This window comes from Microvirga sp. 2MCAF35 (assembly GCF_052115545.1).
GTDB lineage: Bacteria > Pseudomonadota > Alphaproteobacteria > Rhizobiales > Beijerinckiaceae > Microvirga.
The window spans coordinates 31171-56274 of the sequence record NZ_JBFRGW010000009.1 but is presented as its reverse complement, the minus strand read 5'-3'; the positions used below and the strand labels follow the sequence as shown (position 1 = coordinate 56274).

Sequence of the window (25104 nt, the reverse complement as noted above, 5' to 3'; positions counted from 1 at the left end):
GCGCCGATGGCATCCTCCCAAACCCTGTCCGTTCAGCCCTTGAACATGATTGGCACCATCTCCCAGGCAGATTGGGAGGCCTACCGCTCGCGGTTCGTGGAGGACAACGGGCGCGTGGTCGACACGGCCAACGGCAATATCAGCCACAGCGAGGGACAGGGATACGGCCTGCTGCTCGCCCTGGCAGCTGCCGACAGGAGCGCCTTCGAGCTGATCTGGAACTTCACCTTCACCGAGCTCCTCATCCGGGACGACGGTCTGGCTGCCTGGAAGTGGGATCCGGCCGCGAAGCCGCGGGTCACCGACCGCAACAATGCCACCGACGGCGACCTGCTCATCGCCTATGCCCTGGCCAAGGCCGGAGCGGCCTGGCGGGAGCCCCGCTACACGACGGCGGCGCAGAAGCTCGCGAGGGCCATTGGCAAGAACACGTTCAGCCGCAACGGGCCATCCTTGATTCTCTTGCCTGGCGCCCACGGCTTCAGCGCGAGCGACCGGCCCGACGGTCCGGTGGTTAACCTCTCCTACTGGGTCTTCGAGGCCTTTCCGGTGATGGCCGCCCTGGCACCCGAATATGAGTGGAACCGCGTCTGGCGCGATGGCGTGACGCTGCTGCAGCAGGCAACGTCGGGCCGCATCAGGCTTCCGGCCGACTGGATCTCGCTTCACAACGGCCTTCAGCCTCAACCGGCGGATGGCTTTCCTCCGGAGTTTGGTTACAACTCGTTAAGGATACCGCTTTACCTGTTGAGAGCAGGAATGACTGATATGGAGTGGCTGAGGGCGCTCAGGCAGCGCTGGTCTGCCGAGAACGAAGGAGTTGCCGTGGTCGACGTGGTCACCGGACAGGTCCGGGAGCGGCTGACCGACCAGGGCTACGCCATCCTGCCCGCGACTTTAGCCTGTGCTCTCGACGGAACGCCGGTTCCGGATCCGTTGAAAACCTTCGAGCCGACCCTCTATTATCCGTCGACCCTGTACCTTTTGGCGAAATCCCTGCTTGGTGAAAAATATCCGCAATGCGTCTCGTCGGCAGTGCCATAACGATTGCGGTTGCAATCCTGGGCTTCGCAGCCATTGCGCAGCAAACGGGCACCGGCAATAACCAGCCGCCCGCCGGATCGCCGCCAGCCCCGACACCGCCTGCGAACGGGTCTCAGCCCCAGGTCGATGAATCCGCCCTGCGCTATTTCGCATCCCAGGGTGATACACGCCGGGTGAATGCCGAAATCGCGCGATTGCGCGCGCTCTATCCCAACTGGACGCCGCCGAGCGACCTCTCGCAGCTCTCGGCCGCGGCCGCGGCCGCAGCGCCCGACCCGCTCATCGAGCGCTTGTGGAACCTCTATCGCGAAGACCGGATCGCCGAGGTCCGCGCCGCCATCACGGAGCGCCAGACCTCCGACCCGAACTGGAAGCCGCCGGAGGAGCTCGTCACGGCCCTCGACATGGTGGAAGCGCGCCGCCGCCTGACCAATGCGTCTGATACGGGCCAATGGCGGACGGTCCTGCAGGTGGCGACGGAAACGCCGGGCCTTCTGACCTGCACGAACGTGGACGTGATGTGGCGGGTGGCGGAGGCGTTCGCCCGGACCGACCAGCCGAACCGGACGCGGGACGTCTACACCTATCTCCTGCAGAATTGCGCCAATCCGGGCGAACGTCTGGCGACCCTTCAGAAGGCGCTGACCCTTTTGCCCGAACAGCAGGTCACCGCCCTGCTTCAGTTCGAGCGCAAGACGGGCGAAACCCCGGACGATTTCACGTCCATCCGGGACGAGCTGGCCCGTCGCCGTGTCGAACGCGCCTCCCTCGACAGCAAGATGACGGCCTCGGCCGAGGATCTCGCCGTGGTCGAGCGGATGATCCAGAACACCAACGAAGCCGGTCCCGTGCTGATCCTCGGATGGTACAACTATCATCACGGCAACCCGGCGCGGTCCCTCGAACTGTTCAAGACCGCTCTCGACCGCGACGGCGGAACGAAGGCGGCGGAAGGCTATGCCATGGCTCTGCGGGCCCTCGAGCGGCTCACGGACGCTGAAGCCTTCGCCTATGAATGGCGCGAGCGTGCGCCCGAGAACATGAAGATCTATCTCGATGTCGCGACCGCGCTCCTCAGCCAGGATCCGCCGCCGCGCCTCGAACCGCAGGTGCTCGCACGGATCGTTCCGGTCGTCACCGCGCAGCGCTTCTCGGATGCGGCCCAGGCGCTCGGCTGGTACTCCTACAACACGGAGCAGATCCGCACGGCGCGCGACTGGTTCCGCACGGCCCTGACGTGGAAGGCCGACGACGAGGCCTCGGCTTATGGGCTGGCCCTGACCACCCAGCGCCTGAACGACCGGGCGGGCTTCAATGCCGTGGTCGCCCAGTGGCGCGGGCGCTCGCAGCGGATCGCCGAGCTGGCGGATGGGACCAACCCGGCCGCCCGGCGGCAGCCTGCCGCCACGCCCGCCGTTGTCGCGCAGATCCCCGTTGCTCAGCCGGCCGAGAGCGCCCCCGTGCCGGTGCAGCCCCGCCCGGCCTCCCCTTCGGTGACGGTGGAGCGTGTCGAGACGGAGCAGACATTCGCCCGGACGGAAGCCAATGTGCGCAGCAGGCAGAGCCAGGCCCGGTCCACCCTCGGGCGCAACTGCGCCATGACGCGCAATCCGGCCGGGTTGTCTGGCGACGGCGCCCTCACCCGTGGCTGGTGCCTCATGGAGATCAACCGCCCCATGGAAGCCGTGGCGGCCTTCGATCAGGCCATCGCCACCGGCGGCGGCCGCACCCGCGAGGAAGCGGCCTACGGCAAGTCCCTGGCCTACCTGCGCAAGAACCTGACCTCCGAGGCGGCCGTCGCGGCCGCCGAGGCGCCGCAGACCCGCGAGCGCCAGGTGGAGCTCGGCGCCTCGATCCTGACCCAGCGGGCGCTGGCAGCCTATCGGGACGAGCGCTACGTGGAAACCCTTCTCGCCCTGACCGAGCGGGCCCGACTCGTTCCGGAGCAGAACGACCTTCTGCTCATCCGCGGCTGGTCCTATGTCAAGCTCGGTCGCTACGATGACGCCGAGAAGGTTTTCCGCGCCGTTCAGCAGACGGGGTATTCCGAGGAAGCCGCCGGCGGATTGAACGCCATTCGCGAAATCACAGGCCAGATACGGTATTAGCGCCCGTTTCCCGGGCGGTTGCCAGATCGAGCCTTACACCTATCTAATGGCCGAATGGGCTAGTGCCCGAATCCTGTTTCCTCCCTCGACCCGAAATCCATGGCCAGCTTGCAGATCATCGTGTTCGACGTGTGCGGCACCGCCTGTGCCTTGCACAGAAACGCCGCGCGCGAATTTCTGCCCCTGCCTCACTTGTGGCGCCCCCCGGCCCTGCCCCGCCCGGTGGCCGGTTTCTTCAACCTGGGCGGCCATGCGGTTCCGGTGCTGCGGCTCGATGTGCTGTTCGGCCTTGAGCGGACGGATGAGGGCGCAGAGGCGAACCTCTACCGGCATCTGATCCTCATCGATCGGTTGAACGCGTCCGGAACGACCGCGCTCCTCGTCGACAGGGTTCTCGATGTGGTCGGCGTGGTTCCGTCGCAGATTTCACCGGTGAGCCGAGAGGGCACCTTGAACGGTTGCGTCGAGGCGGAGGTCACGTGGGACGAGCGGCTCGTCCACCTGCTCTCGGTCGAGCGCATTCTCCTTACTGAGGAGCAGCAGGCTCTGGCGGAACTCGGACGCAAGGCGCAAAGCCGGCTCAGCGAATGGGCGGTCGAGGCCTGATGGCCCCACGTGCCATCGCCGTCCCGCTGATCGATACCGGCTTTCCAGACCTGAAAAGCCGCATCATCGAGCGCACCGGACATTTCTACTACCAAGACAAGGACGACCTGCTCTGGGAGCGGGTGCGCAAACGCCTGCGCGCCACGGGCCTTGCCGGTTCGACGCAATATCTGAACCTTCTGGACGATGCGATTTCGGGCCCGGCCGAATGGGGCAAGCTGGAAGCCGAGATCACCATCGGCGAGACCTTCTTCTTCCGCTACGCGGAGCAGTTTGCAGCCCTGCGCGAGACGATCCTCCCCGAGATCATCGACAGGAAGCGCGACACGCAGCGGCTGCGCATCTGGAGCGCCGGCTGCTCGACCGGAGCCGAGCCCTATTCCCTTGCCATCCTCGTCAAGGAGATCCTGGGTGAGCGCCTGGGCACATGGCGCGTCAGCATCGTCGGGACGGACATCAACGACAGCTTTCTCAACCTCGCCAGGCAGGCCCGGTTCGGGAAATGGGCGCTTCGCTCCATGCCAGCCGCGGAACGGGATCGCTATTTCGTGGATGCGGGAAGGGACCAGTGGCAGGTCAGGCCGGAATTCCGCTCCCTGGTCCGCTTCGAGAAGCATAATCTCCTGAGCCTACTCGACGGCACCTCGCCCCTCGAGCTCACCGATTTCGACCTGATCCTCTGCCGTAACGTCCTGATCTACTTTCACCCGGACATCGTGGTCCGGATCGTCGAATCCTTGCGCGACCGCCTCACGGAGGACGGGTGGATGCTGTTGGGTCATGCGGAGCCCAACCCTGCCTTCTCCGCCATGATGCAGACCCTGAACCTGCCAGGAACGGTGGCCTATCGGCCCGGTGCCGGAACGGCATCGGCAGCGTCTCCGGTCGATCAAGCCAGTCCTGTCCCGGCGCATTGGGTCCCGCTTCTCCCCGCGCCGAAGCCTGTCGAGCCGGTCAAGCCGCAGCGTCTCATTCCACCGACAACGATCCCGTCTCAGGCGCAGGCGTCCCCCTCTCCCCAGGCATCGGGTTCCTTGCTCAACGAGGTCCGGGCGAGTGCCGATACGGGCGATTTCGCTGCGGCCGACGCTCTCTGCCGAAAAGCCCTGGCCGTCGAGCCACTGAGCGCTGTCCTTCATTTTTACCATGGGCTCATCCTGCATGGCCTCAGACGGGCCGACGATGCCGAGAAAAGCTTCCTTAAGAGCATCTATCTCGATAAAAGCTTTGCCATGGCCCATTACCACCTTGGATTGCTGTTGCTCGCGGAGGGTCGTTTGACTCCCGGCCGACGTGCCCTGACCAATGCGGCGCGTATCGCCGCTGCAATGCCCGACGACGATCCGCTCGATGAAGCCGATGGGCTGACCGCCAGGGATCTGCGCAATCTGATCCGGATCCATCTCGAGGCGGCAACACCGCCCAAGCCGAGGAGTTGATCGTGGCTCGATCGGCGCGCCGCAAGCTGAAACTGATGGAACGCGTCCGCGTCCGCTCCGCCGAGGAGCGCGTGCAGCAGATCCTCGACGAGCGCACGGAGCGCCTCGCGGCGAGAAAGGGTGGAGCAGCGGCCCCGGCGGGCATCCTGCTCCGCGCCCTGGTTTGCGGCACGGGCCGCGAGCGTTTCGGGCTTGCGGTCGATGCCGTGGCCGAGGTTCTGCCGCCGCAGAAATGCATGCCCGTTCCCGGTGGGTCGCCGGCCCTGATCGGCCTGTTCGGCCGGGGCGGCCGGCTGGTGAGCGTGATCGATCTCGCGCTGGCCCTAGGACTTGAGCCGTCCTCGACGGAAAACGACAACCAGCACTTCGTCCTGCTGCGGCGCGAGCATCCACAGGTGGTCCTGCGGGTCGAGCGCGCCTATGCCGTCGAGGATATCCTGCCCCTGGCGGGTGACGATGCCACCGGTTTCCGCAACGATGCGGTCACCGGCTACGGCAAGGTTCGATCCGGCCTCGACGGGCAGGACGAAACGCTCTCTCTTCTCGATACCGAGCGCCTTCTGCGCCACTTCCTGCCAACATCTCTCGTTCCTGGAGTCTGACGTGACGATCTCGATCGCCAACCGCATTCTTCTCGGCTTCGCCGTCATCGTCGCGCTGATGGTCGGCCTCTGCGTCTATGCCATCAACCAGCTCGACGATGTCCGCCAGTCCACGGAGACGATCGTGACACGCGATCTGGCGCTGATGCGTCAGATCGAGGATCTCGGCGATCTGCAGAACAACATGCGAGGCCTGCGGGAGGAAATTCTCTCCCGCTATTACCTGCGCTCCCTCGGTCAGCAGCAATCCTCCGGAGAGGACCTGTCCCGCTCCTGGGAGCAACAGGCGGCCGCGACCGAAGCCGCGATGGCGCAGGCAATCGCGACGGTGAACGACTTCACCGCGCGGTCGGTCACCTCGCAGAGAGCGGATGCGTGGCGGCGCATTTCCGAGACCTTCAATCGCGCGAGCGGGGACCTGCGTCAGCTCCGCTCCTCGACGGAGAGGCAGTTTGCAGCCGAGCAGAACAATGATCCCGCAACGGTTGCCGCCACACAGAACGCCCTGAACGCCAGCCGCGAATCCTGGAACAGGAACCTCGTTCAAGCCCGCAGCGTTCTGGGCGAGGCCATCACGATCGGGCAGAGACGGATCGGTGAAGTCTATGAGCAGAGCCGTATGTCGATCATCCTGGCCGTGGCGGTCGCGGCGCTCCTGAGCGTCCTAATCACCTACGCCCTGCGCTCCTCCATCACCGGCCCCCTCGGCAACTTCATGAGCTTCGTCGAGCGGGTCGGGCGCGGAGAACTCGGCGGCCAGAAGGCCGTGGCCGGCAAGGACGAGATCGGGCATCTCGGCGCCACGCTCAACACCATGGTCGACGGCCTGCGCCAACTGGCGCAACAGAGCCGCGAGGCGACTGAGAACCTCAACGCCGCGGCGGCGGAGATCCGTGCCTCGACACAGGAACAGGCGGCTTCCGTCGAGGAGCAGCTGGCCGCCGTCCAGGAAACCGCCGCGACGGTCGACGAGATCACTCATTCGGGCACCCAGATCGGAAAGCGCGCGCAGGAGGTCATCGCATCCGCCCAGGCCGCGGCGCAGACCAGCATCTCGGGATTGCAGGCGGTCGAGGAAACCGCCCGCGCCATGGACGCCATCCGCGAGCAGGCGGAAGCGGTGGCGGAGAACATCGTCGCCCTGAGCGAGAAGACGCAGGCCGTCGGCGAGATCATCACGTCCGTCAACGACATTTCCGAGCGCACGCATCTTCTCGCCCTCAACGCGGCCATCGAGGCGGCGGCGGCCGGCGAGAACGGGCGCAGCTTCGCGGTGGTGGCCTCCGAGATGAAGACGCTCGCCGACCAGGCGAAGGATGCGACGCTGCAGGTGCGCTCGATCCTGGGTGACATTCAGCGCGGCATCAATTCGTCCGTGATGCTCACGGAAGAGGCCGTGAAGCGCGTCGCGGCCGGCAAGGAGCGCACGGACATCACCCAGCAGACCATCACCGGCATCTCCGGCCAGATCCAGGAGAGCGTGCAGACCTTCCAGCAGATCATCGCATCGACCAACCAGCAGCAGCTCGGCATCGAGCAGGTGATGGGAGCCCTCCAGAACATCCGACAGGCCAGCCAGCAGACGGCCGCAGGCACCCGCCAGCTCGATACGGCCGCCGCCAACCTGTCGTCCCTTGCGCAACAGCTTCTCGGCCTCGCCGAGCGCTATCGCCTGTAACCGGACGATGATGGGAACGCGCGTGTCGTGACGGATATCCGCAAGCAGCTTTTGGCAGCCTTCGAGGCGGAGCACCGGGAGCACCTCCAGGCGATCCGATCCGCGCTCGACCATGCGGACGGAGGCGGGATCGACCTGACGGACGTCTTTCGCCGGGCGCACAGCCTCAAGGGAGCGGCCCGCGCCGTCGACCTGCCGGCCGTGGAGGAAGTCGCCCATCAGCTCGAGGCGCTCTTCTCCCAGGTGCTCGACGGCCAGCAATCCCTGGATACGCCCACCATCGCCACGGTCAGACAGAATCTCGATCTCATTGAGGACCTTGTCGCGGATGTCCTGAAGCCGTCGGAGCCGCAGGCGGCCCAGGTGCCGGTTGCAAAGCCGGAGCCGCTCGCGCCGGAAGCGACAGCTCCGAAGGCGGAGGTGCCCGCCCATACCGATACCGGTACGGGCGCCTACCTCCGCGTCGCTGCCGAACAGATGGAGGAATTGTCCGATTCCATGCATCAGCTTCTGGCCGAGTTGCAGGCCGATGAAGGAATCGACGACACGTTGCGGCAGGTCGAGTTGGAGGTTCGGGGCCTCAGGCGAAGCTGGGATCAGCTTCATGCACAGGTCAATACGCTCAGTGCCGCAACACAGCGCGCCCCCGACGGCTCCGGCTTCCGCGGCAATCCATCCTTCGCCCCGCGCCTGCGCGATTTCGATCAGGGCCTGAAAGCGCTGTTCCGCAGGCTGTCCGCCCTCTCGCGGGACAGAAGACAGTCGAGCTGGTCCCTCGAACAGGCGGCGCGTCAGGTTCGCGACAACATCGACCGCGTCTCCCTCGTCTCGGCCGAGACGGTTTTCGGCGCTTTCGGCCATATGGTCCGCGAGATCGCCCGCAAGGCCGGGCGCGACGTGAACGTGCGCAGCATCGGTCTCGACATCCAGGCGGACCGGCAGGTGCTTCAGGCTCTCAAGGATCCGGTGATGCACCTCCTGCGCAACGCGGTGAGCCACGGGATCGAACCGCCGGAGGATCGCCTTGCCACGGGCAAGGCCGAGCGGGCCGAAGTTACCCTGGAACTGGCGTCCCGCGGAGGGCGTCTGGTCATCGCGATCCGCGACGACGGACGGGGCCCGAACCTGGAACGCATCGAGGAGGTTGCCGTCGAACGCGGGCTGCTGCAGCGACGGTCGGCAGGCCATCCGCCGCCGATGATGGACCAGCTGCTGTCCCTCGTCTTCGCCCCTGGTTTCTCGACGGCAGGCGAAGTCGACCGGCTCTCGGGCCGGGGCATGGGCCTGTCCGTGGTCGCGGAGGCTGCCCGCAGGTTGCAGGGCTCCGTTCTGATGCGGCCGCGCTATCCCCATGGAACGGAGGTCCTGCTGAACGTGCCCTTCACGGCGGCACGCCAGCCCCTGCTGCTCCTGGAAGCGCAGGAGCGGATGTTCGGCCTGCCCTCCCATGCGGTGGTGCGCCTTCTGCGGCTGCCTGCCGATACGCTGGAAAGTGTGGAAGGCCGTCCCACGGCACGGATCGAGATCGGGGGACAGGACGTTATCGTCCCAGTCGTCGCCCTCGCAGCCCTGACAGGATCCCCGAATGCCCCCCTCCCCATCGAGGCTGGACACGTGAAGGCCGTGCTCGTCCGTCACGGCCCCCGCGCCTGCGCGCTTGCCGTCGATACCTTCCACGATGTCCGGACGATGCTGGTCAGCGACGTCCAGGCGGTCGGGCTCAACGAGCTGGTCTCGGGCACCGTCCTTCTGGAAAACGAAACGCCGGCCCTCGTGCTGAGCCCCGACAAACTGGTCGAGCACTGGGTGAAGAACGAGGGCAGTCTCGCGGCCGGAGGCCTGGGGCTTGCCCGGTGGGCGCCCGAGGAAGAGCGGCGGGCGCGGACGATCCTCGTGGTCGACGATTCCATCACCACGCGCACGCTCGAGAAGAGCATTCTGGAGGCGCAGGGCTACGAAGTCCTCCTCAGCGTCGACGGCATCGATGCCCTTCACGTCCTGCGTTCGGGCGAGGCCATCGTCGATCTCGTCATTGCCGACGTGGAAATGCCGCGCATGGACGGATTCGGACTGCTGCAGGCGGTCAAGAACGATCCGCGTCTTTCGACCCTTCCGGTCATCCTCATGACCTCGCGCGCCGATCCGGAGGACGTGCGCAAGGGTCTCGACCTGGGCGCGAGCGCCTATATTACGAAGCAGAAGTTCGATCAGCGCGAACTCCTGGCGACGATCGGGCAGGTGCTGTGAGTTTCCGGCGATGAGTATGGCGTCTCAGCCACGGGTGCGCGTGATGGTCGTCGAGGATTCCCTTGTCGTCCGTCAGCTGCTCGTCCATATCATCGCCAGCGATCCCCGCCTCGTGGTGGCCGCCGCCGTCAGCTCGGCCGAGGACGCCCTTCAGGAAATCGGCCGCGTGCAGCCGGATGTGGTGTCCATGGATATCCGCCTTCCCGGCATGGACGGGCTCGAGGCCACGCGCCGGATCATGTCGGAACATCCGACCCCCATCGTCGTCATCGCCGACAGCATCGAGGATTCCTCTCTCAAGATCTCCATGAATGCCCTGCGGGCGGGCGCGCTCACGGTGGTGGAAAAGCCCGTCGGTCTCTCCAGCGCCAATTATGCGGGGATTGCCAGCACCATCTGCACACAGCTCTACATCATGAGCCAGGTGCCGGTGGTCCGGCAGCGCTCGTTTGCGCCATGGCGCGAGAGAACGGCCGTTACGCCTCCCAAGCGCGATCTGGAATGGAACGCGGCGCATCCGAGCATCATGGGGATCGCCGCCTCCACGGGCGGGCCTCCGGCCCTCGCCAAGGTCCTGGGCGCGCTCCCGGCGGACTTCCCGCTGCCGGTCCTCCTCGTCCAGCACATGGGCGCTCCGTTCATGGAAGGTTTTGCCTCCTGGCTGAACGGGCTGATGCCTTTGAACGTCCGCCTGGCCCAGGATCAGGAAATCCCGACCGCGGGCAATGTCTACGTAGCGCCCGGCGACCGGCACCTGCTGCTTTCTCCCGCCGGGACCCTGAAGGTGAGCGCCGAACCTCCCCTGGGCAACCAGCGCCCCTCCGCCACCATCCTGTTCCAGTCGATGGCTCGGTCCGTCGGCCGCCGGGGCCTCGGGGTCATCCTCACCGGCATGGGCGAGGATGGAGCGCAGGGCCTCGTCGAGCTGCGCCAGGCCGGAGGCTACGGACTGGCCGAGGACGAAAGCACCGCCGTCGTCTATGGCATGCCGGCCGCGGCGTCCCGCCTGGGCGGGGTCAATGTCAGCCTGCCCCTCGACCTGATCGCTCCCCGAATCCTGAGGCTGGCCCGGGGAGAGGGCGAATGAGCGCCGGTTCCGTTGCGCAGGCCGCCGAAATCCTCCTGGTCGAGGATTCGGAAACCCAGGCTCTCCAGTTGCGCCACATGCTCGAGACGAACGGGTTCAACGTTTCCTGGAGTTCCACCGCAGAAGCGGCCCTCGACAGCCTGAACGAAAAGCTGCCCGAGCTCGTCATCGCCGATTTCCACCTGCCCGGCATGAACGGGGACGAGTTGACCCGTCAGATGCGCCTCAACGTACGGACGCGGGCGATCCCGGTCATCATGCTGACGGAAGCCAGGGAGCGGACCGTCGAGCGGCAGGGACTGGAGAGCGGCGCGGATGCCTATATCTCGAAATCCGCCGAGCAGGAGCTGATCGTTCTCCGGATCAAGGCGCTGCTGCGCCGGCGTTCGTCTCCCATCGGGGATTCCCGGGAAGAGCGGCAATCCCCGAGTTTCGGAACCTTCCGCCGCGCCTGCGTCCTGATCGTGGACGACAGCCCGACACACCGCACCTATCTGCAGAATCTGCTGGCCCATGAGGGCTATGCCGTGACGCCGGCCTCGGAGCCGGCCGAGGCGCTCCGGCTCGTCCGCGCACGGGACGCCACCTGGGACTGCATTCTGGTCAACCTGCTCAGTCCGGGTTTCGACGGTGTCGAACTCTGCCGCCAGCTGAACCTCTATCGCGGCCTTGCCCCCCTTCCGGGCACCGACGCCCCGACCTTCGCCATCGTGGGCCTTGGAAACGAGGAAGGCGGCGACATCCTTGCGCGTGCCTTCGCTGCGGGCGTGGACGACATCGTCCCCTCCTCGATCGAAGCCGATGTGATGCGCGTGCGTATCCGCGCCCTCGTCCGGCGCAAGCTCATGCAGGACGAGAACTGGCGCATCGAGGCGGAGCTGCGCGAACGGGAGCTGGCCCTCGCCAAGGCCCGGGCCGAGGCCGCTTCGGCCGAGGCGCTCGCCAACGCCAACCGCGAGCTGGCGGAAGCCAACGACCTTCTCAAGGGCACCCAGGCACAACTCGTCCAAGCCGCCAAGATGGCATCCCTCGGTGAATTGGTGGCGGGCATCGCCCATGAGATCAACAATCCCCTCGCCTTCATCCAGGCGCACCAGGGGACCGTGGAGAGACTGCTGACGGAAATCGCCGCGAAGCTCCCGCCGGGGGCCGGCCTCGAGCGGCAGGTGCAGAAATCGCGCGACCGGGTCGGCGCCATGAAGCTGGGCCTCGCCCGGATCCAGGAGCTCGTCCTCAACCTGAGACGCTTCTCCCGCCTGGACGAGGGCGACTTCCAGACGGTCAACGTACCGGAATCGATCGAAACCGTCCTGGCCCTTCTGGGCCACAAGCTCGGCACGCGGATCGACGTGCGCCGACATTACAACGCGGTTCCCGATCTTTACTGCTCTCCTGCCCTTCTGAACCAGGTGGTCATGAACATCGTCGGCAATGCCGCGGATGCGATCAAGGGAACCGGCGGCATAGACATTGAAACTGAGAGCGACGGGACAACCTATACCATCAAGATCAGCGATACCGGGCCGGGAATCCCGGGGGAATTGCGGGAGCGCATCTTCGAACCGTTCTTTACGACCAAGCCCGTAGGGTCTGGAACTGGACTTGGCCTCGCCATCGCTTATAGCGTGGTCCAGGCCCACAAAGGATCGATTGCGGTGGATGCAGGCCCCCAGGGGGGCGCTCGCTTCACCCTCACGATCCCGAGGCATATTGTTTCATGACCTTGTCGAGCGAGATGAATTCAACCCATGGCACGATCCTGGTCGTCGACGACGAACCGGACATCCTGATTGCGCTCGAGGATCTGTTCGAGAACGACTACCGTGTGCTGACGGCCTCGTCGCCCATCCAGGCGCTCGACATCATCCGGCACGAACCCGACATCGCCATCATCATCTCGGACCAGCGCATGCCCGAGATGCAGGGCGACGAGTTCCTGGCCCAGGCCCGTCACGAGACCGATGCCGATGCCATTCTTCTCACCGGCTATGCGGATCTCAAGGCCGTCATCGGCGCGGTCAACAAGGGCCGCATCATGGCCTATGTCCCGAAACCCTGGGATCCGGCCGCTCTCTCCAACATGGTGGCTGCGGCCTACCAGCGGCGCATGCTGGCCCGCAAGCTCGACACGGAACGCGCTCTTCTGCGCGGACTGATGGAAAGCACGGGCGACCTGATCTCGTTCAAGGATCTGGAGGGCCGCTTCGTCCGCCTGAACGCCAGCAAGGCGCGAAGCCTCGGCTGCGGCACGGAGGATTGCCTGGGCCGCAGGGAGCGTGACTACGTCTCGCCCGAGCGGGCCATGATGATCGAAGAGGCGGAGCGCCGGGCCGTCGCGGCGCGCGCGCCCGACGAGGTGACCGAGGAGCGCACCGCCCCCGACGGCACGACCCAGTGGATCCTCATCAACCACATCCCGATCCTGGACGAGGCGGGAACCGTCACGAACCTGGCCACCATCGAGCGCGACATCACCGAACGCAAGCTGATGGAAATGCGCCTGCGGCAGGCGGACAAGATGCAGGCTCTCGGGACCCTCGCGGGCGGCGTCGCCCACGACTTCAACAACCTGCTGATGGCCGTCCTCGGCAGCCTGGATCTCGCCTCGCGCCGGGCTCCCGACGATCCGCGGCTGACCCGGCTTCTGCAGAATGCCACCTACGCGGCGGAGCGGGGAGCCTCTCTGACCCAGCGGCTCCTGAGCTTCAGCCGCCAGCGCGACCTGCGGCTTCAGGCCGTGGACGTGAACCAGGTCATCACCGGGATGAACGACCTGCTGACCCGCACCCTCGGCGGCGTGATCCGGATCGAGCGGCATCTTAGCGACGCCCTGTGGACGGCCATGGTCGACCCGGACCAACTCGAACTCGCAATTCTAAATCTGTGCATCAATGCCCGCGATGCCATGGCCGAGAACGGCATTCTGACCCTCTCGACCCGCAACGAGATGGTGGAAGAAGGCCGGATCCCCGACCTGGGCGGCGGCGAATATGTGGTGATTGCGGTCGCGGATACCGGCAGCGGCATTGCGCCCGAGGTTCTGACCAGAGTGCTCGAGCCTTTCTTCACCACCAAGGAGGTGGGCAAGGGAACAGGGCTCGGATTGCCGATGGTCTATGGGCTGGCGCAGCAATCCGGCGGCACCGTGACCATCCACAGCACGATTGGGGCGGGAACGACGGTGGAGCTCTATCTGTCGCGCGCCGCCACGGAACGGAAAGAGGGGCCGCAGGAGCAGCAGGCGCTCGCCCCCGATGCGCCCAAGGTGCGGATCCTTCTCGTCGACGACGACGCGGAGGTTCGGACCGTCACGGCCGCCTACCTGACCGAGATGGGACACCGGGTCGTGGAGGCCGCGGACGGATCATCGGCCCTCGATATCCTGAAGGCGGACAATCAGCTGGATCTTCTCATCGCCGACTTTGCGATGCCCGGCATGACGGGAACCGATCTCGCCGGCAAGGCGCGGGAGATCCGGCCCGGTCTCGGGATCCTGCTCGTGACGGGATATGCCGATCCGAAGCGACTGCCGGACGACTACCTGATGCTCCACAAGCCCTTCAGCCGCGCCGATCTGGCCGCGAAAGTGACCGAGGCGGCCTGTCTGGATCAGGCACACGGCTCCTCCGCCTGACCTGCTCTCCGGATCCACAGATTATGGACAAAAGGTGTTTCGGCGGTTTTGGCTGAAACCCGGCCGGAATCGCGGAAAATTGACCCTTTTCCCTGGCGATTCTGGCTGCCCTAGCGGCAGAAAATGGTAAATTTCCTTTAAATATTATCCATTGTTTCATGGACAGATTGACATTTTCGGGGCTTCGCACCTTAACTCCGTCACAGAACGGCCACGAGTAGAGCCGTCTCAGAGGACCTAGGTAATGAAAAAATCAGCCCTTTTCGCAGCCATCTGCGTTCCGGCTTTCCTGGTCGCCGCTCCGCTGGCAGCCAAAACCCTTGTCTACTGCTCCGAGGGCAGCCCGGAGAACTTCTATCCTGGCGTGAACACCACCGGCACCTCCTTCGATGCCAGCGAGCAGATCTACAGCCGTATCGTCGAATTCGAGCGCGGCGGCACGAAGGTTCAGCCGAGCCTCGCCGAGAAGTGGGACGTCTCCGCTGACGGCACGGTCTACACCTTCCACCTGCGCAAGGGCGTGAAGTGGCACTCCAATAAGAACTTCAAGCCGACCCGCGACATGAACGCGGACGACATCGTGTTCATGTTCGAGCGTCAGTGGAAGGAAGCTAACCCCTTCTTCAAGGTCACGAGCCCCAACCACTCCTACTTCGGCGACATGGGCATGCCCGCCCTGCTGAAGTCGGTCGAGAAGGTCGACGACTACACGGTGAAGGTGACCCTGAACCGTCCCGAGGCTCCGTTCCTGGCCGATCTCGCCATGATGTGGGCGAGCGTTCAGTCGAAGGAATATGCCGACGCCATGATGAAGGCCGGCACGCCTGAGAAGATCGACCAAGATCCGATCGGCACGGGCCCGTTCTATCTGGTCCAGTACCAGAAGGACGCGATCATCCGCTATAAGGCCTTCCCCGAGTATTTCCGCGGCAAGGCCGCCCTCGACGACCTCGTCTTCTCGATCACCCCGGACGCCTCCGTGCGCTGGGCGAAGCTCCAGAAGGGCGAATGCCACGTCATGCCGTACCCGAACCCGGCTGACCTCGAGGCCATGAAGAAGGACACGAACGTCCAGATTCTCGAGCAGCCCGGCCTGAACATCGGCTATCTCGCCTATCAGACCACGAAGAAGCCCTTCGACGACGTGCGCGTCCGCAAGGCCTTCAACATGGCCATGAACAAGAAGGCGATCGTCGACGCCGTGTTCCTCGGCTCGGGCGTTCCGGCCAAGAACCCGATCCCGCCGTCCATGTGGTCGTATAACGACAAGGTGAAGGAAGACGAGTACAACCCGGAAGCCGCCAAGAAGCTTCTGGCGGAAGCCGGCTACCCGAACGGTCTCGAGACGGACCTGTGGGCCATGCCCGTGCAGCGTCCCTACAACCCGAATGCCCGCCGCATCGCCGAGCTGATGCAGGCCGACCTCGCCAAGATCGGCGTGAAGGCCGAGATCAAGAGCTTCGAGTGGGGTGAGTACCGCAAGCGGGCCCAGGCCGGCGAGCACCAGATGGCTCAGCTCGGCTGGACGGGCGACAACGGCGATCCGGACAACTTCCTGCACACCCTGCTGGGCTGCGCCTCGGCAGAGAGCGCTTCCGGCTCGAACATCGCCAAGTGGTGCTACAAGCCGTTCGACGACATCGTCACGAAGGCGAAGGTCACGACCGATCAGGCCGAGCGCACCAAGCTCTACGAGCAGGCTCAGGTGATCTTCAAGGAGCAGGCTCCCTGGTTCACCGTGGCTCACGCCGTCCAGCTGAAGCCGATCCGCAAGGAAGTCGTGGACTTCAAGCTCTCGCCGTTCGGTCGCCACACCTTCTACGGCGTGGATATCAAGGGCAAGTAAGCTCATCCCTTCAACCTACGGCGGAGCGGCTCAAAAAAGCCGCTCCGCCTTTTTACGTTCAGACGATGCTCAGATTCATTTTCACTCGCGTCAGCCTGATCATACCGACCTTCCTCGGGATCACGCTGCTGGCCTTTTTCCTGATCCGCCTTGTCCCGGGCGATCCCATCGAAACACTTGCTGGCGAGCGCGGCATCGATCCTGCCCGCCATGAGCAGCTCCTGAAGGAATATGGCCTCGACCGGCCGGTCTTCGTGCAATACGGGATCTATCTCTCCCGCGTTTTGCAGGGCGATCTCGGCAAGTCGATGATCACCCAGGAGCCCGTTCTCAACGAATTCTCGTCGCTGTTCCCCGCAACGGTCGAGCTGGCGCTCTGCGCAATCATCTTTGCTCTCGTGCTCGGACTTCCGGCGGGCATCATCGCGGCCATCCGACGAAATTCGATCTTCGATCATGGCGTGATGGGCATCTCGCTGACCGGCTATTCCATGCCGATCTTCTGGTGGGGTCTCATCCTCATCCTGCTCTTCTCGGTGCAGCTGGACCTGACCCCGGTCTCCGGCCGCATCGACGTGCTCTATTACATCGAGCCGGTCACCGGATTCCTCCTGATCGACACCCTGCTCTCCGACGAGCCGGAAGCCTTCTGGTCGGCGGTGAACCACCTGATCCTTCCCACCATCGTCCTCGGCACGGTGCCCCTGGCGGTAATCGCCCGCATGACGCGCTCGGCCATGCTCGAGGTGCTGGGCGAGGATTATATCCGCACCGCCAAGGCCAAGGGTCTGCCCCGGTTCCGGATCATCGCCCTCCATGCCCTGCGCAACGCGCTCATCCCCGTCGTGACGGTGATCGGCCTGCAGGTCGGCGTGCTGTTCACCGGCGCGATCCTCACGGAAACCATCTTTTCCTGGCCGGGCGTCGGCAAATGGCTCATCGACGCCATCTTCCGCCGCGATTATCCGGTACTCCAGGGCGGTGCCCTGCTGCTCGGCGTTGTCGTGATGAGCGTGAATCTTCTCGTCGACCTTGCCTACGGTCTCATCAATCCTCGTATCAGGCATACGCGATGACCACAGAAACCATGGAAGCCCCGGCTGTCGCAGCTCCGACGGCCACCCCTCCCCACCCGCTGCGCGAGTTCTGGAGCTATTTCAGCGCCAATCACGGCGCCGTTGCCGGACTCGTCGTGATCGTCGCGGTGGTGCTCGTGGCGCTGCTCGCCGACGTGCTCGCCCCGCACTCGCCCTATCTCACCGACACCACCATCGCCCTGAAGCCGCCGTTCTGGCAGGAGGGCGGCTCGTTCGCCTATCCGCTCGGCACCGATCCGATCGGCCGTGACATCCTTTCGCGCATGATCTACGGCGCGCGCCTGTCGCTCCTGATCGGCATCGTGGTGGTGACGATCTCCATCATCATCGGAACGGTGCTCGGCCTCGTCGCAGGCTTCTTCCGCGGCCTGACCGAGATCTTCATCATGCGCCTGATGGACATCGTCCTCACCCTGCCGAGCCTCCTGCTCGCCATCGTGATCGTGGCGGTGCTCGGGCCCGGCCTGATGAACGCCATGCTGGCCGTGGCGCTGGTGATCCTGCCGCACTACGTGCGCCTTGCCCGCGCGGCGGTGATCACGGAAACCTCGAAGGACTACGTGACGGCGGCCCGGGTGAGCGGTGCCGGCACGATGCGCCTGATGTTCAGGGAAGTGCTGCCGAACTGCACCGCTCCGCTGATCGTGCAGGCTTCTCTCGGCATCTCGACCGCCATCCTGGATGCCGCCGCGCTCGGCTTCCTCGGCCTCGGCGCGCAACCGCCGTCGCCCGAATGGGGCACCATGCTGGCCGATGCCCGCGAATTCGTGCTCCGCGCTTGGTGGGTCGTGACCTTCCCCGGTCTCGCCATCCTGATCACTGTGCTCGCCTTCAATCTTCTGGGCGACGGTCTTCGCGATGCCCTCGACCCGAAACTGAAGAGGTCCTGATCATGGCGCTTCTTGAAATCGAGAACCTCGTCGTCGAGTTTCAGACCTCGGTCGGCATGTTCCGGGCAGTCGATGGCGTGTCGCTGAAGGTCGACGAGCGCGAGGTTCTGGCGATCGTCGGCGAATCCGGCTCTGGCAAATCCGTCTCGATGCTCGCCGTGATGGGCCTTCTGCCGTGGACCGCGAAGGTGACGGCCGACAAGATGGCCTTCAACGGGCGTAACCTCCTGACACTGTCCGATTCCGAGCGCCGCAAGATCGTCGGCAAGGATATCGCGATGATCTTCCAGGAGCCGATCGCAAGCCTCAATCCGTGCTATACGATCGGCTTCCAGATCGAGGAAGTGCTGCGCTTTCATCTCGGTCTCGGGCGTCGGGAGCGGCGCGCGCGCGCCATCGAGCTCCTGACCTTGGTCGGCATTCCTGACCCGGACGAGCGCCTGAGTTCGTTCCCGCACCAGATGTCCGGCGGCCAGTGCCAGCGCGTGATGATCGCCATGGCCATCGCGTGCAATCCGAAGCTCCTGATCGCCGACGAGCCCACCACGGCGCTCGACGTCACGATCCAGAAGCAGATCCTGGACCTTCTCGTGAAGCTTCAGGCCGAGCACGGGATGGGCATGATCATGATCACCCACAATATGGGCGTGGTCGCGGAAACCGCCGACCGCGTCGTGGTCCAGTACAAGGGCCGCAAGATGGAGGAGGCGGATGTTCTGACGCTGTTCGAGAACCCGCGCAGCAACTACACGAAGGCTCTCCTGTCCGCGTTGCCCGACAACGCGACGGGCGACCGCCTGCCTACCATTGCCGATTATTTCAAGGACGGAAGCGAGATCGCCGGAGCGGCCGTATCATGAGTGTTGTTCTCGAAGCCCGAAACATCGTCCGGGATTACCATGTGCCCGGAGGCCTCTTCTCCAAGGGCCGTACCGTCCACGCCGTCAAAGGCGTGAGCTTCACGGTCGAGAGGGGCAAAACCCTCGCCATCGTCGGCGAGAGCGGCTGCGGCAAGTCCACGCTCGCGCGCATCCTCACGCTGATCGACCCCGCGACGTCCGGTGACCTTCTCATCCAGGGCAACAAGGTCGACATCGTCAAAGGGGACCTCACGAAGGATCTCCGGCGCGAAGTGCAGATCGTGTTCCAGAACCCCTACGGATCGCTCAATCCCCGCCAGAAGATCGGCGACGTGCTCGGCGCGCCGCTGGTGATCCATGGCAACGTGCCGGCGTCCGAGCGCCGCGAGCGCGCCATGGCGATGCTGAAGAAGGTCGGCCTCGGCGAGGAGCATTACAACCGCTATCCGCATATGTTCTCCGGCGGTCAGCGCCAGCGCATCGCGATTGCCCGCGCCCTGATGCTCAATCCGAGCCTACTCGTCCTCGACGAGCCGGTTTCCGCGCTCGACCTCTCGGTCCAGGCACAGGTGCTGAACCTGCTGGCCGATCTCCAGGACGAGTTCAACCTGACTTACGTCTTCATCAGCCATGACCTGTCGGTGGTGCGCTACATCGCCGATGACGTGATGGTGATGTATTTCGGCGAGGCCGTGGAATACGGAACCCGCGACGAAGTGTTCTCGAGCCCGAAGCACGACTACACCAAGACGCTCTTCGCCGCGACGCCGCGCGCGGATCCCGCGAGCATCAAGGCGCGACTGGCGCGCAAGAACGCGGCCTGAGGGCTATCAGGCCGGCAACGGCAGTCGCCTGGCTGCCGTTGCCTCTTCCACGGCCGGCGTATTGGCCGGCTCCGGCAGCTTCTCCTCGCCGGTCGCCGTTTTCAGGCACTGCACCACGGCATCCCTCAAGGACGACACGTAGTAATTGGCGCCGAGCGTCGCGCGCATCGTCTCGTTTTTCAGGACCGCATCCTCAGCCGGCCAGAGACCGACCAGGGCAGGAGCCTTCGCCTTCTGCTTGAGGCGGCGCAGAAGATAGCGCAGATGCGCCGGCGTGCCGCTGATCTCCAGGTAGCTGATGCACACCATCTGCACGCCGGTCATGTCGAGATTGAAGATCTCCCGGCGCGACACGGCCGAATGCGGGATGACGCGGGTACCGAGTCCGTGCTTGTTCAGGAGTTGTGCCAGCATCTCGGACGCAGCCTCATCGAGCGGGCCGCGACCGGCGACGCACAGGATCGCGCCTTCCGCGCTCCAAGCCTCGGGGATATTGCTTTCCGGCGGCATCGGCTGCGCGATAGCCGGCTCCTTGTTGCTGGGCTTCTCGCTCGCGGGAGATGCGACCGGCTCATCCTTGGTCTCCTGCGGGTGCGGCTCCACATCGTTGTGGGCGCTGAGGTCCTGCACCAGCGCCCGGATCACATCCTTGACCTGATCGAGCTGACGCTGGGTGAGCACGCCGCGCGTTGCATCGTTGGCCGCCAGTTGAAGACCCCTGAGCGCGACTTCGTCGTAGTAGGAGGTCAGCGAGCGTTCCTTCAGCAGGAGTTCCGCCGAATCCAGCGCCTCGTCCGGATCCCCGGCCAGCATGCGCTGGTAGAGGTTCTCGGCCGGCGTCAAAGCGGGCCTGTCGCCCAGCAGGACGTCGAGAAACTCGAGTCTCTCCACATGCCGGCCCAGCACCACGAGGCACAGGGTCAGGGGCGTGGCGATGAGAAGGCCGACCGGCCCCCAGAGCCAAGTCCAGAAAATAGCCGAGATGACGACTGAGAAGGGCGAAAGGCCCGTGCTTTGCCCATAGACGATCGGCTCGATCACGTGCCCCATCAGGGGCTCGCCGATCACGAACAGCGCCAGGGTCATGAGCGCCATGGACCAGCCGGGATCGACGGCGGCGGCCAGGAGGATCGGCGGCAGGGCCGCAAGGAACGAGCCGATATAGGGCACGAAGCGCAACAGCGCGGCGAAGACGCCCCACAGGACGGGGCTCGGCACGCCGATCAGCCACAGGCCGATGGCGGCAACGACGCCGAAGGAGGCATTCAGGGCAAGCTGGGTCAGGAAGTACCGGCTGAGCCGGCGCGCCGCATCGTCCATGGCGACCGTGGTGCGATGGAGATCGCTCGCCCCGAAGAGGCGGATCATCCGGTCGCGCAGATCTTCCCGCTGCATGAGAATGAAGACGAGCACCACGAACACGATGCCCATGGTGGCAAGTGGCCCAAGCACCGGCAGCAGCACGTCCCGGGCCATCTGGAACGGCGTCGGTTCCGGCTCATGGACTTCGACCGGCAGCGGGCCCGACGCCTCCGGCGGCGTGGACGCCGGCGGTGCCGATGCGGCAGGCCTCGCGGGCGTCTGCTCCGGTGGCGGCTCCGCGACGGCGCGGTCGAAACGGCGGCCGACATCCTTCAGGAGGCTCGGCAGCTTTCCGAGCGTTCCCTCACGGAGCGAGCCGACCTTCGTTTCGATGGTGGTCTGATAGCGCGGCAGGTCGCTCGCCAAGCCGGCCAGCTGGAAACCAATGACCGTGCCGAGAGAACCGATGATCCCGAGGGCGACGAGCACGGCAACGATGACGGACGGAACCCGCCCGAGACGCCACCGGCGTAGCAATTCGACGAAGGGGGCCAGCACGAAGGCCAGCAGGATCGCCATCACCACGGGCAGAAAGACTTCCCGGCCCACATAGAGGCCGGCGAGCACGACGACCCCAACGGCCAGGGTCATGAGCCCGGAGAGCCCAGGAACGGCGGGCGGCTCGATCTCCGTCTCCGAGGGAGGCAAGGTGGGAGGGCCTGGACGCATTTAAGGGATCTCTGCTGGGCCGCGAGACACTCTCGCCGACCTGCAAACAACGTCTTGGACGGCCAAACGATCCTTGAGCGTAACAACAACGCTCCTCCGCCGGAGAAAGCTGGGACCTTTTGCCATCTGCCTGGCCGGGAATCCCATCCCATCTCATGAGGATCCCGAGCCCTACCCTTCAAATATCAGCCCTCATGCCGCTCACCAGACGCAATCTCCTGATCGGGGCAGCCCTGTCTGCCTCCTCGACCGCTCACGCCCAACAGGACAAGCCGAACGCAATGCCCGTCACGACCCAGCGAAACAGTTTCAAGAGCGGAGGCAAAGCCATTGCCGTCGAGACCTTCCAGGCAGCAGGCTCCTCGCCCCGCCCTGCGGTGCTGATGCTGCACGGCGCCGACGGCCTGAGCTACAACACGCAGTATCGCGAGGGCGCCCGGAATGTGGCGGCTGCTGGGTACCAGGTTCACCTCGTCCACTACCTCGACCGCACCGGCGAGAAGCGGGCTTCCTTCGGCACCCTGTTCCAGAACTTCATGCCCTGGATGAGCACGGTCCAGGATGCCCTCTCCTTCGCGTCGGATCAGCCGAATGCCGACTCACGTCGCATCGGCATCGTCGGCATCTCGCTCGGGGCGGCGCTCAGCCTTGCGGTGGCCAGCACGGATCCCCGAGTAAAGGCGCTGGTGAACTATTTCGGACCGCTGCCGCAGGGGGCGATCGCCACCACGTCCAAGCTGCCGCCGACCCTGGTCCTGCACGGCTCGGCCGATCCCATCGTGCCCGTGGCGAACGCCTATGCGGTCGAAGCGCTGCTGCGCCAGCAGGACGTGCCGCACGAAATCAAGGTCTATCCCGGTCAAGGTCATGGCTTCAGGGGCAAGGCGGAGGACGATGCGTCCGCCCGATCCCTCGCCTTCCTGCAGCGGTATCTTGCCGACGCGGACGTCTCGTCAGAGTCGAGACCCCTTCCCGTCGGTGGGTGAGAACATTAAGACTTGCAGCTCGACGATCATCAGGCAGGAGCAATTATGACGGCTTCAGACGCGGCTCTCGCAGGCAATCCCCTCCTCGCACAATGGAATACCCCGTTCGGGATTCCGCCCTTCGAAAGCATCGTGCCGGAGCATTACAAGCCCGCCTTCGACAGGGCGCTGGCGGAGCAGCAGAGGCAGATTGGGGCCATTGCCGACAGCGCCGAGGAGCCCAGCTTTACCAACACCATCGAAGCGCTGGAAAAGAGCGGGCAGGCCCTGAAGAAGGTCGGCGGCGTGTTCTTCAATCTGGCCGGATCGCATACCAACGACGCGATCCAGGCGGTGGAGCGCGAGATGGCGCCGATCCTCGCCAAGCACCGCAACAGCATCTTCATGAACGAAGCGCTCTACCGGCGCGTGGCGGCTCTCTACGGGAAGCGCGACAGCCTCGGCCTCACGCCCGAGCAGGCCCGCGTCCTCGACCGGTACCATACCATTTTCGTACGCGCCGGAGCAAAGCTCGGAACGGACGAGAAGAAGCGGCTCGCCGCCATCACCGAGCGGCTGGCGAGTCTCGGCACGCAGTTCTCGCAGAACGTGCTGGCGGACGAGAAGTCCTATCAGCTCGTTCTCGACGGCGAGGCGGATCTCGACGGCCTTCCCTCCTTCCTGCGCGAAGCGGCCGCGCAGGCCGCCGAGGAGCGTGGGCTACCGGGCAAACATGTGATCACCCTCTCCCGCTCCAGCATCGAGCCCTTCCTGCAATTCTCCAAGCGCCGCGACCTGCGCGAGCAGGCCTTCAAGGCCTGGGCTGCACGCGGCGACAACGGCAATGCGACCGACAACAAGGCCATCATCGCCGAGACGGCGGCCCTGCGGGCGGAGCGCGCGAAACTTCTCGGCTACGAGACATTCGCCGATTTCAAGCTCGCCGACACCATGGCCAAGACGCCCGACAACGTCGAGAAGCTCCTGACCGACGTCTGGACGCCGGCCATTGCCCGAGCCAAGGGGGAACGGGACGACTTGCAGGCCCAGGCGCAATCCATCGGCGACAACATCGTCATCGAACCGTGGGACTGGCGCTATTATGCCGATCAGGTCCGCATGGCGCGTCACAATCTCGATGAGGCGACCATCAAGCCGTATTTCCAGCTCGACCGGATCATCGAGGCCTCGTTCGAGACGGCCAACCGACTCTTCGGCCTCAGCTTCAAGGAGCTGAAGGATTTTCCGCGCTACCACCCCGATATCCGCGCCTGGCAGGTGATGGATGCTGACGGCAATCCTGTCGGCACCTTCATCGGCGATTATTTCGCACGTCCGTCCAAGCGCAGCGGCGCATGGATGAGCGCCTTCCGGTCGCAGGAGAAACTCACCGGCGACGTTCGGCCGATCATCGTCAACGTGATGAACTTCGCCAAGGGCGCCGCGGGCGAACCGTCGCTCCTGAGCTTCGACGATGCGCGGACCCTGTTCCACGAATTCGGCCACGGCCTGCACGGCCTGCTCTCGAACGTGACCTATCCGCTGCTCGCGGGGACGGCCGTGTCGACGGATTTCGTGGAGCTCCCCTCGCAGCTCTACGAGCATTGGCTGTCGCAGCCGGACATCCTGCGCCGCTACGCAACCCATTACCGGACCGGCGAACCGATTCCGGAGGAGCTGCTTGCCCGCCTGATGGCCGCGCGCAACTTCAATCAGGGCTTCGCAACAGTCGAATACCTGTCATCCGCCTTTGTCGATCTGGAACTCCATCGCCGCAAGAATCCCAAGGATCTCGACGTGTCGGCCTTCGAGGCGCAGACGCTTGAAAAGATCGGCATGCCGCGCGAGATCATCATGCGCCACCGCACGCCGCATTTCACGCATGTCTTCTCGGGCGACGGTTATTCGTCGGGCTATTACAGCTATCTCTGGTCGGAGGTGCTGGACGCCGATGCCTTCACGGCCTTCGAGGAGACCGGCGATGCCTTCGACAAGGCCATGGCGGACAGGCTGAAGCGCTTCATCTATTCCGCCGGCAACCTGCGCGATCCGGCCGAAGCCTACACGGCCTTCCGCGGGCGCCTGCCCACGGCAGACGCGCTTCTCGCCAAGCGTGGCTTGGCGTCGGTCGTCGAGGATGCGTGAG

Annotated in this window: 18 protein-coding genes; 17 read left to right on the top strand and 1 reads right to left on the bottom strand. The window is 65.0% G+C overall.

What is annotated here, in order from left to right; translation table 11 throughout:
* Window positions 1–6 precede the first annotated feature (6 nt).
* The 15 genes from AB4097_RS06905 (at window position 7) to AB4097_RS06835 (ending at window position 19962) form a co-directional block, all read left to right on the top strand.
* On the top strand, window positions 7–1044 hold the full coding sequence (locus AB4097_RS06905; RefSeq protein ID WP_442037877.1) for a glycosyl hydrolase family 8: 1038 nt from the start codon (window positions 7–9) through the stop codon (window positions 1042–1044).
* On the top strand, window positions 1020–3152 hold the full coding sequence (locus AB4097_RS06900; RefSeq protein ID WP_442037876.1) for a tetratricopeptide repeat protein: 2133 nt from the start codon (window positions 1020–1022) through the stop codon (window positions 3150–3152). The genes AB4097_RS06905 and AB4097_RS06900 overlap by 25 nt, the downstream gene beginning before the upstream one ends.
* Window positions 3153–3251: 99 nt before the next feature.
* Window positions 3252–3758 (top strand): chemotaxis protein CheW, encoded by a 507-nt coding sequence (locus AB4097_RS06895; protein WP_442037875.1) that lies wholly within the window; start codon window positions 3252–3254, stop codon window positions 3756–3758.
* A complete protein-coding gene (locus AB4097_RS06890; protein ID WP_442037874.1) occupies window positions 3758–5197 on the top strand; it encodes a CheR family methyltransferase in 1440 nt (479 codons plus the stop codon). Before AB4097_RS06895 ends, AB4097_RS06890 begins: the two co-directional genes overlap by 1 nt.
* Window positions 5198–5199: 2 nt before the next feature.
* Window positions 5200–5799, top strand: coding sequence for a chemotaxis protein CheW (locus tag AB4097_RS06885; protein ID WP_442037873.1), 600 nt, complete (start codon window positions 5200–5202; stop codon window positions 5797–5799).
* 1 nt (window position 5800) lies between these two features.
* Window positions 5801–7477: a methyl-accepting chemotaxis protein gene (locus AB4097_RS06880; RefSeq protein ID WP_442037872.1), complete on the top strand. Its 1677-nt coding sequence runs from the start codon at window positions 5801–5803 to the stop codon at window positions 7475–7477.
* 27 nt (window positions 7478–7504) lie between these two features.
* The gene (locus tag AB4097_RS06875) at window positions 7505–9724 is read left to right on the top strand and encodes a hybrid sensor histidine kinase/response regulator (protein WP_442037871.1); all 2220 of its coding nucleotides are present in this window, start codon (window positions 7505–7507) and stop codon (window positions 9722–9724) included.
* A gap of 10 nt (window positions 9725–9734) precedes the next feature.
* Entirely contained in the window at window positions 9735–10811 is a 1077-nt protein-coding gene (gene cheB, locus AB4097_RS06870) for a chemotaxis-specific protein-glutamate methyltransferase CheB (RefSeq protein ID WP_442037870.1), read from the top strand.
* Complete coding sequence (locus tag AB4097_RS06865; RefSeq protein WP_442037869.1) at window positions 10808–12532, top strand: response regulator; 1725 nt, start codon at window positions 10808–10810, stop codon at window positions 12530–12532. Before cheB ends, AB4097_RS06865 begins: the two co-directional genes overlap by 4 nt.
* Window positions 12533–12546: 14 nt before the next feature.
* A complete protein-coding gene (locus AB4097_RS06860; RefSeq protein ID WP_442037868.1) occupies window positions 12547–14445 on the top strand; it encodes a response regulator in 1899 nt (632 codons plus the stop codon).
* A 244-nt stretch (window positions 14446–14689) separates the two neighbouring features.
* A complete protein-coding gene (locus tag AB4097_RS06855) occupies window positions 14690–16291 on the top strand; it encodes an ABC transporter substrate-binding protein (RefSeq protein ID WP_442037867.1) in 1602 nt (533 codons plus the stop codon).
* A gap of 65 nt (window positions 16292–16356) precedes the next feature.
* Window positions 16357–17367: an ABC transporter permease subunit gene (locus AB4097_RS06850; protein WP_442037866.1), complete on the top strand. Its 1011-nt coding sequence runs from the start codon at window positions 16357–16359 to the stop codon at window positions 17365–17367.
* A complete protein-coding gene (locus tag AB4097_RS06845; protein WP_442037865.1) occupies window positions 17364–18278 on the top strand; it encodes an ABC transporter permease subunit in 915 nt (304 codons plus the stop codon). The genes AB4097_RS06850 and AB4097_RS06845 overlap by 4 nt, the downstream gene beginning before the upstream one ends.
* A 2-nt stretch (window positions 18279–18280) precedes the next feature.
* Window positions 18281–19138 carry an ABC transporter ATP-binding protein gene (locus AB4097_RS06840; protein ID WP_442037864.1) on the top strand — a complete coding sequence of 286 codons (858 nt, stop codon included), beginning with the start codon at window positions 18281–18283 and terminating at the stop codon, window positions 19136–19138.
* Entirely contained in the window at window positions 19135–19962 is an 828-nt protein-coding gene (locus tag AB4097_RS06835; RefSeq protein ID WP_442037863.1) for an ABC transporter ATP-binding protein, read from the top strand. Before AB4097_RS06840 ends, AB4097_RS06835 begins: the two co-directional genes overlap by 4 nt.
* A gap of 6 nt (window positions 19963–19968) precedes the next feature.
* Here AB4097_RS06835 and AB4097_RS06830 read toward each other — a convergent pair whose 3' ends face one another.
* Complete coding sequence (locus AB4097_RS06830; protein ID WP_442037862.1) at window positions 19969–21993, bottom strand: AI-2E family transporter; 2025 nt, start codon at window positions 21991–21993, stop codon at window positions 19969–19971.
* 194 nt (window positions 21994–22187) lie between these two features.
* Between AB4097_RS06830 and AB4097_RS06825 the strand changes: the two genes are divergently transcribed.
* Both AB4097_RS06825 and AB4097_RS06820 read left to right on the top strand, forming a co-directional pair.
* Window positions 22188–22979, top strand: a complete 792-nt coding sequence (locus AB4097_RS06825) for a dienelactone hydrolase family protein (RefSeq protein ID WP_442037861.1) — start codon at window positions 22188–22190, stop codon at window positions 22977–22979.
* A 45-nt stretch (window positions 22980–23024) separates the two neighbouring features.
* Window positions 23025–25103, top strand: a complete 2079-nt coding sequence (locus AB4097_RS06820) for a M3 family metallopeptidase (protein ID WP_442037860.1) — start codon at window positions 23025–23027, stop codon at window positions 25101–25103.
* The last annotated feature ends 1 nt before the right edge of the window (window position 25104 follow it).

Coding starts and splice junctions, on each gene's coding strand:
- AB4097_RS06905 (WP_442037877.1), top strand. CDS start 7: ATGGCATCCTCCCAAACCCTGTCCGTTCAGCCCTTGAACATGATTGGC.
- AB4097_RS06900 (WP_442037876.1), top strand. CDS start 1,020: ATGCGTCTCGTCGGCAGTGCCATAACGATTGCGGTTGCAATCCTGGGC.
- AB4097_RS06895 (WP_442037875.1), top strand. CDS start 3,252: ATGGCCAGCTTGCAGATCATCGTGTTCGACGTGTGCGGCACCGCCTGT.
- AB4097_RS06890 (WP_442037874.1), top strand. CDS start 3,758: ATGGCCCCACGTGCCATCGCCGTCCCGCTGATCGATACCGGCTTTCCA.
- cheB (WP_442037870.1), top strand. CDS start 9,735: ATGAGTATGGCGTCTCAGCCACGGGTGCGCGTGATGGTCGTCGAGGAT.
- AB4097_RS06865 (WP_442037869.1), top strand. CDS start 10,808: ATGAGCGCCGGTTCCGTTGCGCAGGCCGCCGAAATCCTCCTGGTCGAG.
- AB4097_RS06860 (WP_442037868.1), top strand. CDS start 12,547: ATGAATTCAACCCATGGCACGATCCTGGTCGTCGACGACGAACCGGAC.
- AB4097_RS06855 (WP_442037867.1), top strand. CDS start 14,690: ATGAAAAAATCAGCCCTTTTCGCAGCCATCTGCGTTCCGGCTTTCCTG.
- AB4097_RS06850 (WP_442037866.1), top strand. CDS start 16,357: ATGCTCAGATTCATTTTCACTCGCGTCAGCCTGATCATACCGACCTTC.
- AB4097_RS06845 (WP_442037865.1), top strand. CDS start 17,364: ATGACCACAGAAACCATGGAAGCCCCGGCTGTCGCAGCTCCGACGGCC.
- AB4097_RS06840 (WP_442037864.1), top strand. CDS start 18,281: ATGGCGCTTCTTGAAATCGAGAACCTCGTCGTCGAGTTTCAGACCTCG.
- AB4097_RS06835 (WP_442037863.1), top strand. CDS start 19,135: ATGAGTGTTGTTCTCGAAGCCCGAAACATCGTCCGGGATTACCATGTG.
- AB4097_RS06830 (WP_442037862.1), bottom strand. CDS start 21,993: ATGCGTCCAGGCCCTCCCACCTTGCCTCCCTCGGAGACGGAGATCGAG.
- AB4097_RS06825 (WP_442037861.1), top strand. CDS start 22,188: ATGCCGCTCACCAGACGCAATCTCCTGATCGGGGCAGCCCTGTCTGCC.
- AB4097_RS06820 (WP_442037860.1), top strand. CDS start 23,025: ATGACGGCTTCAGACGCGGCTCTCGCAGGCAATCCCCTCCTCGCACAA.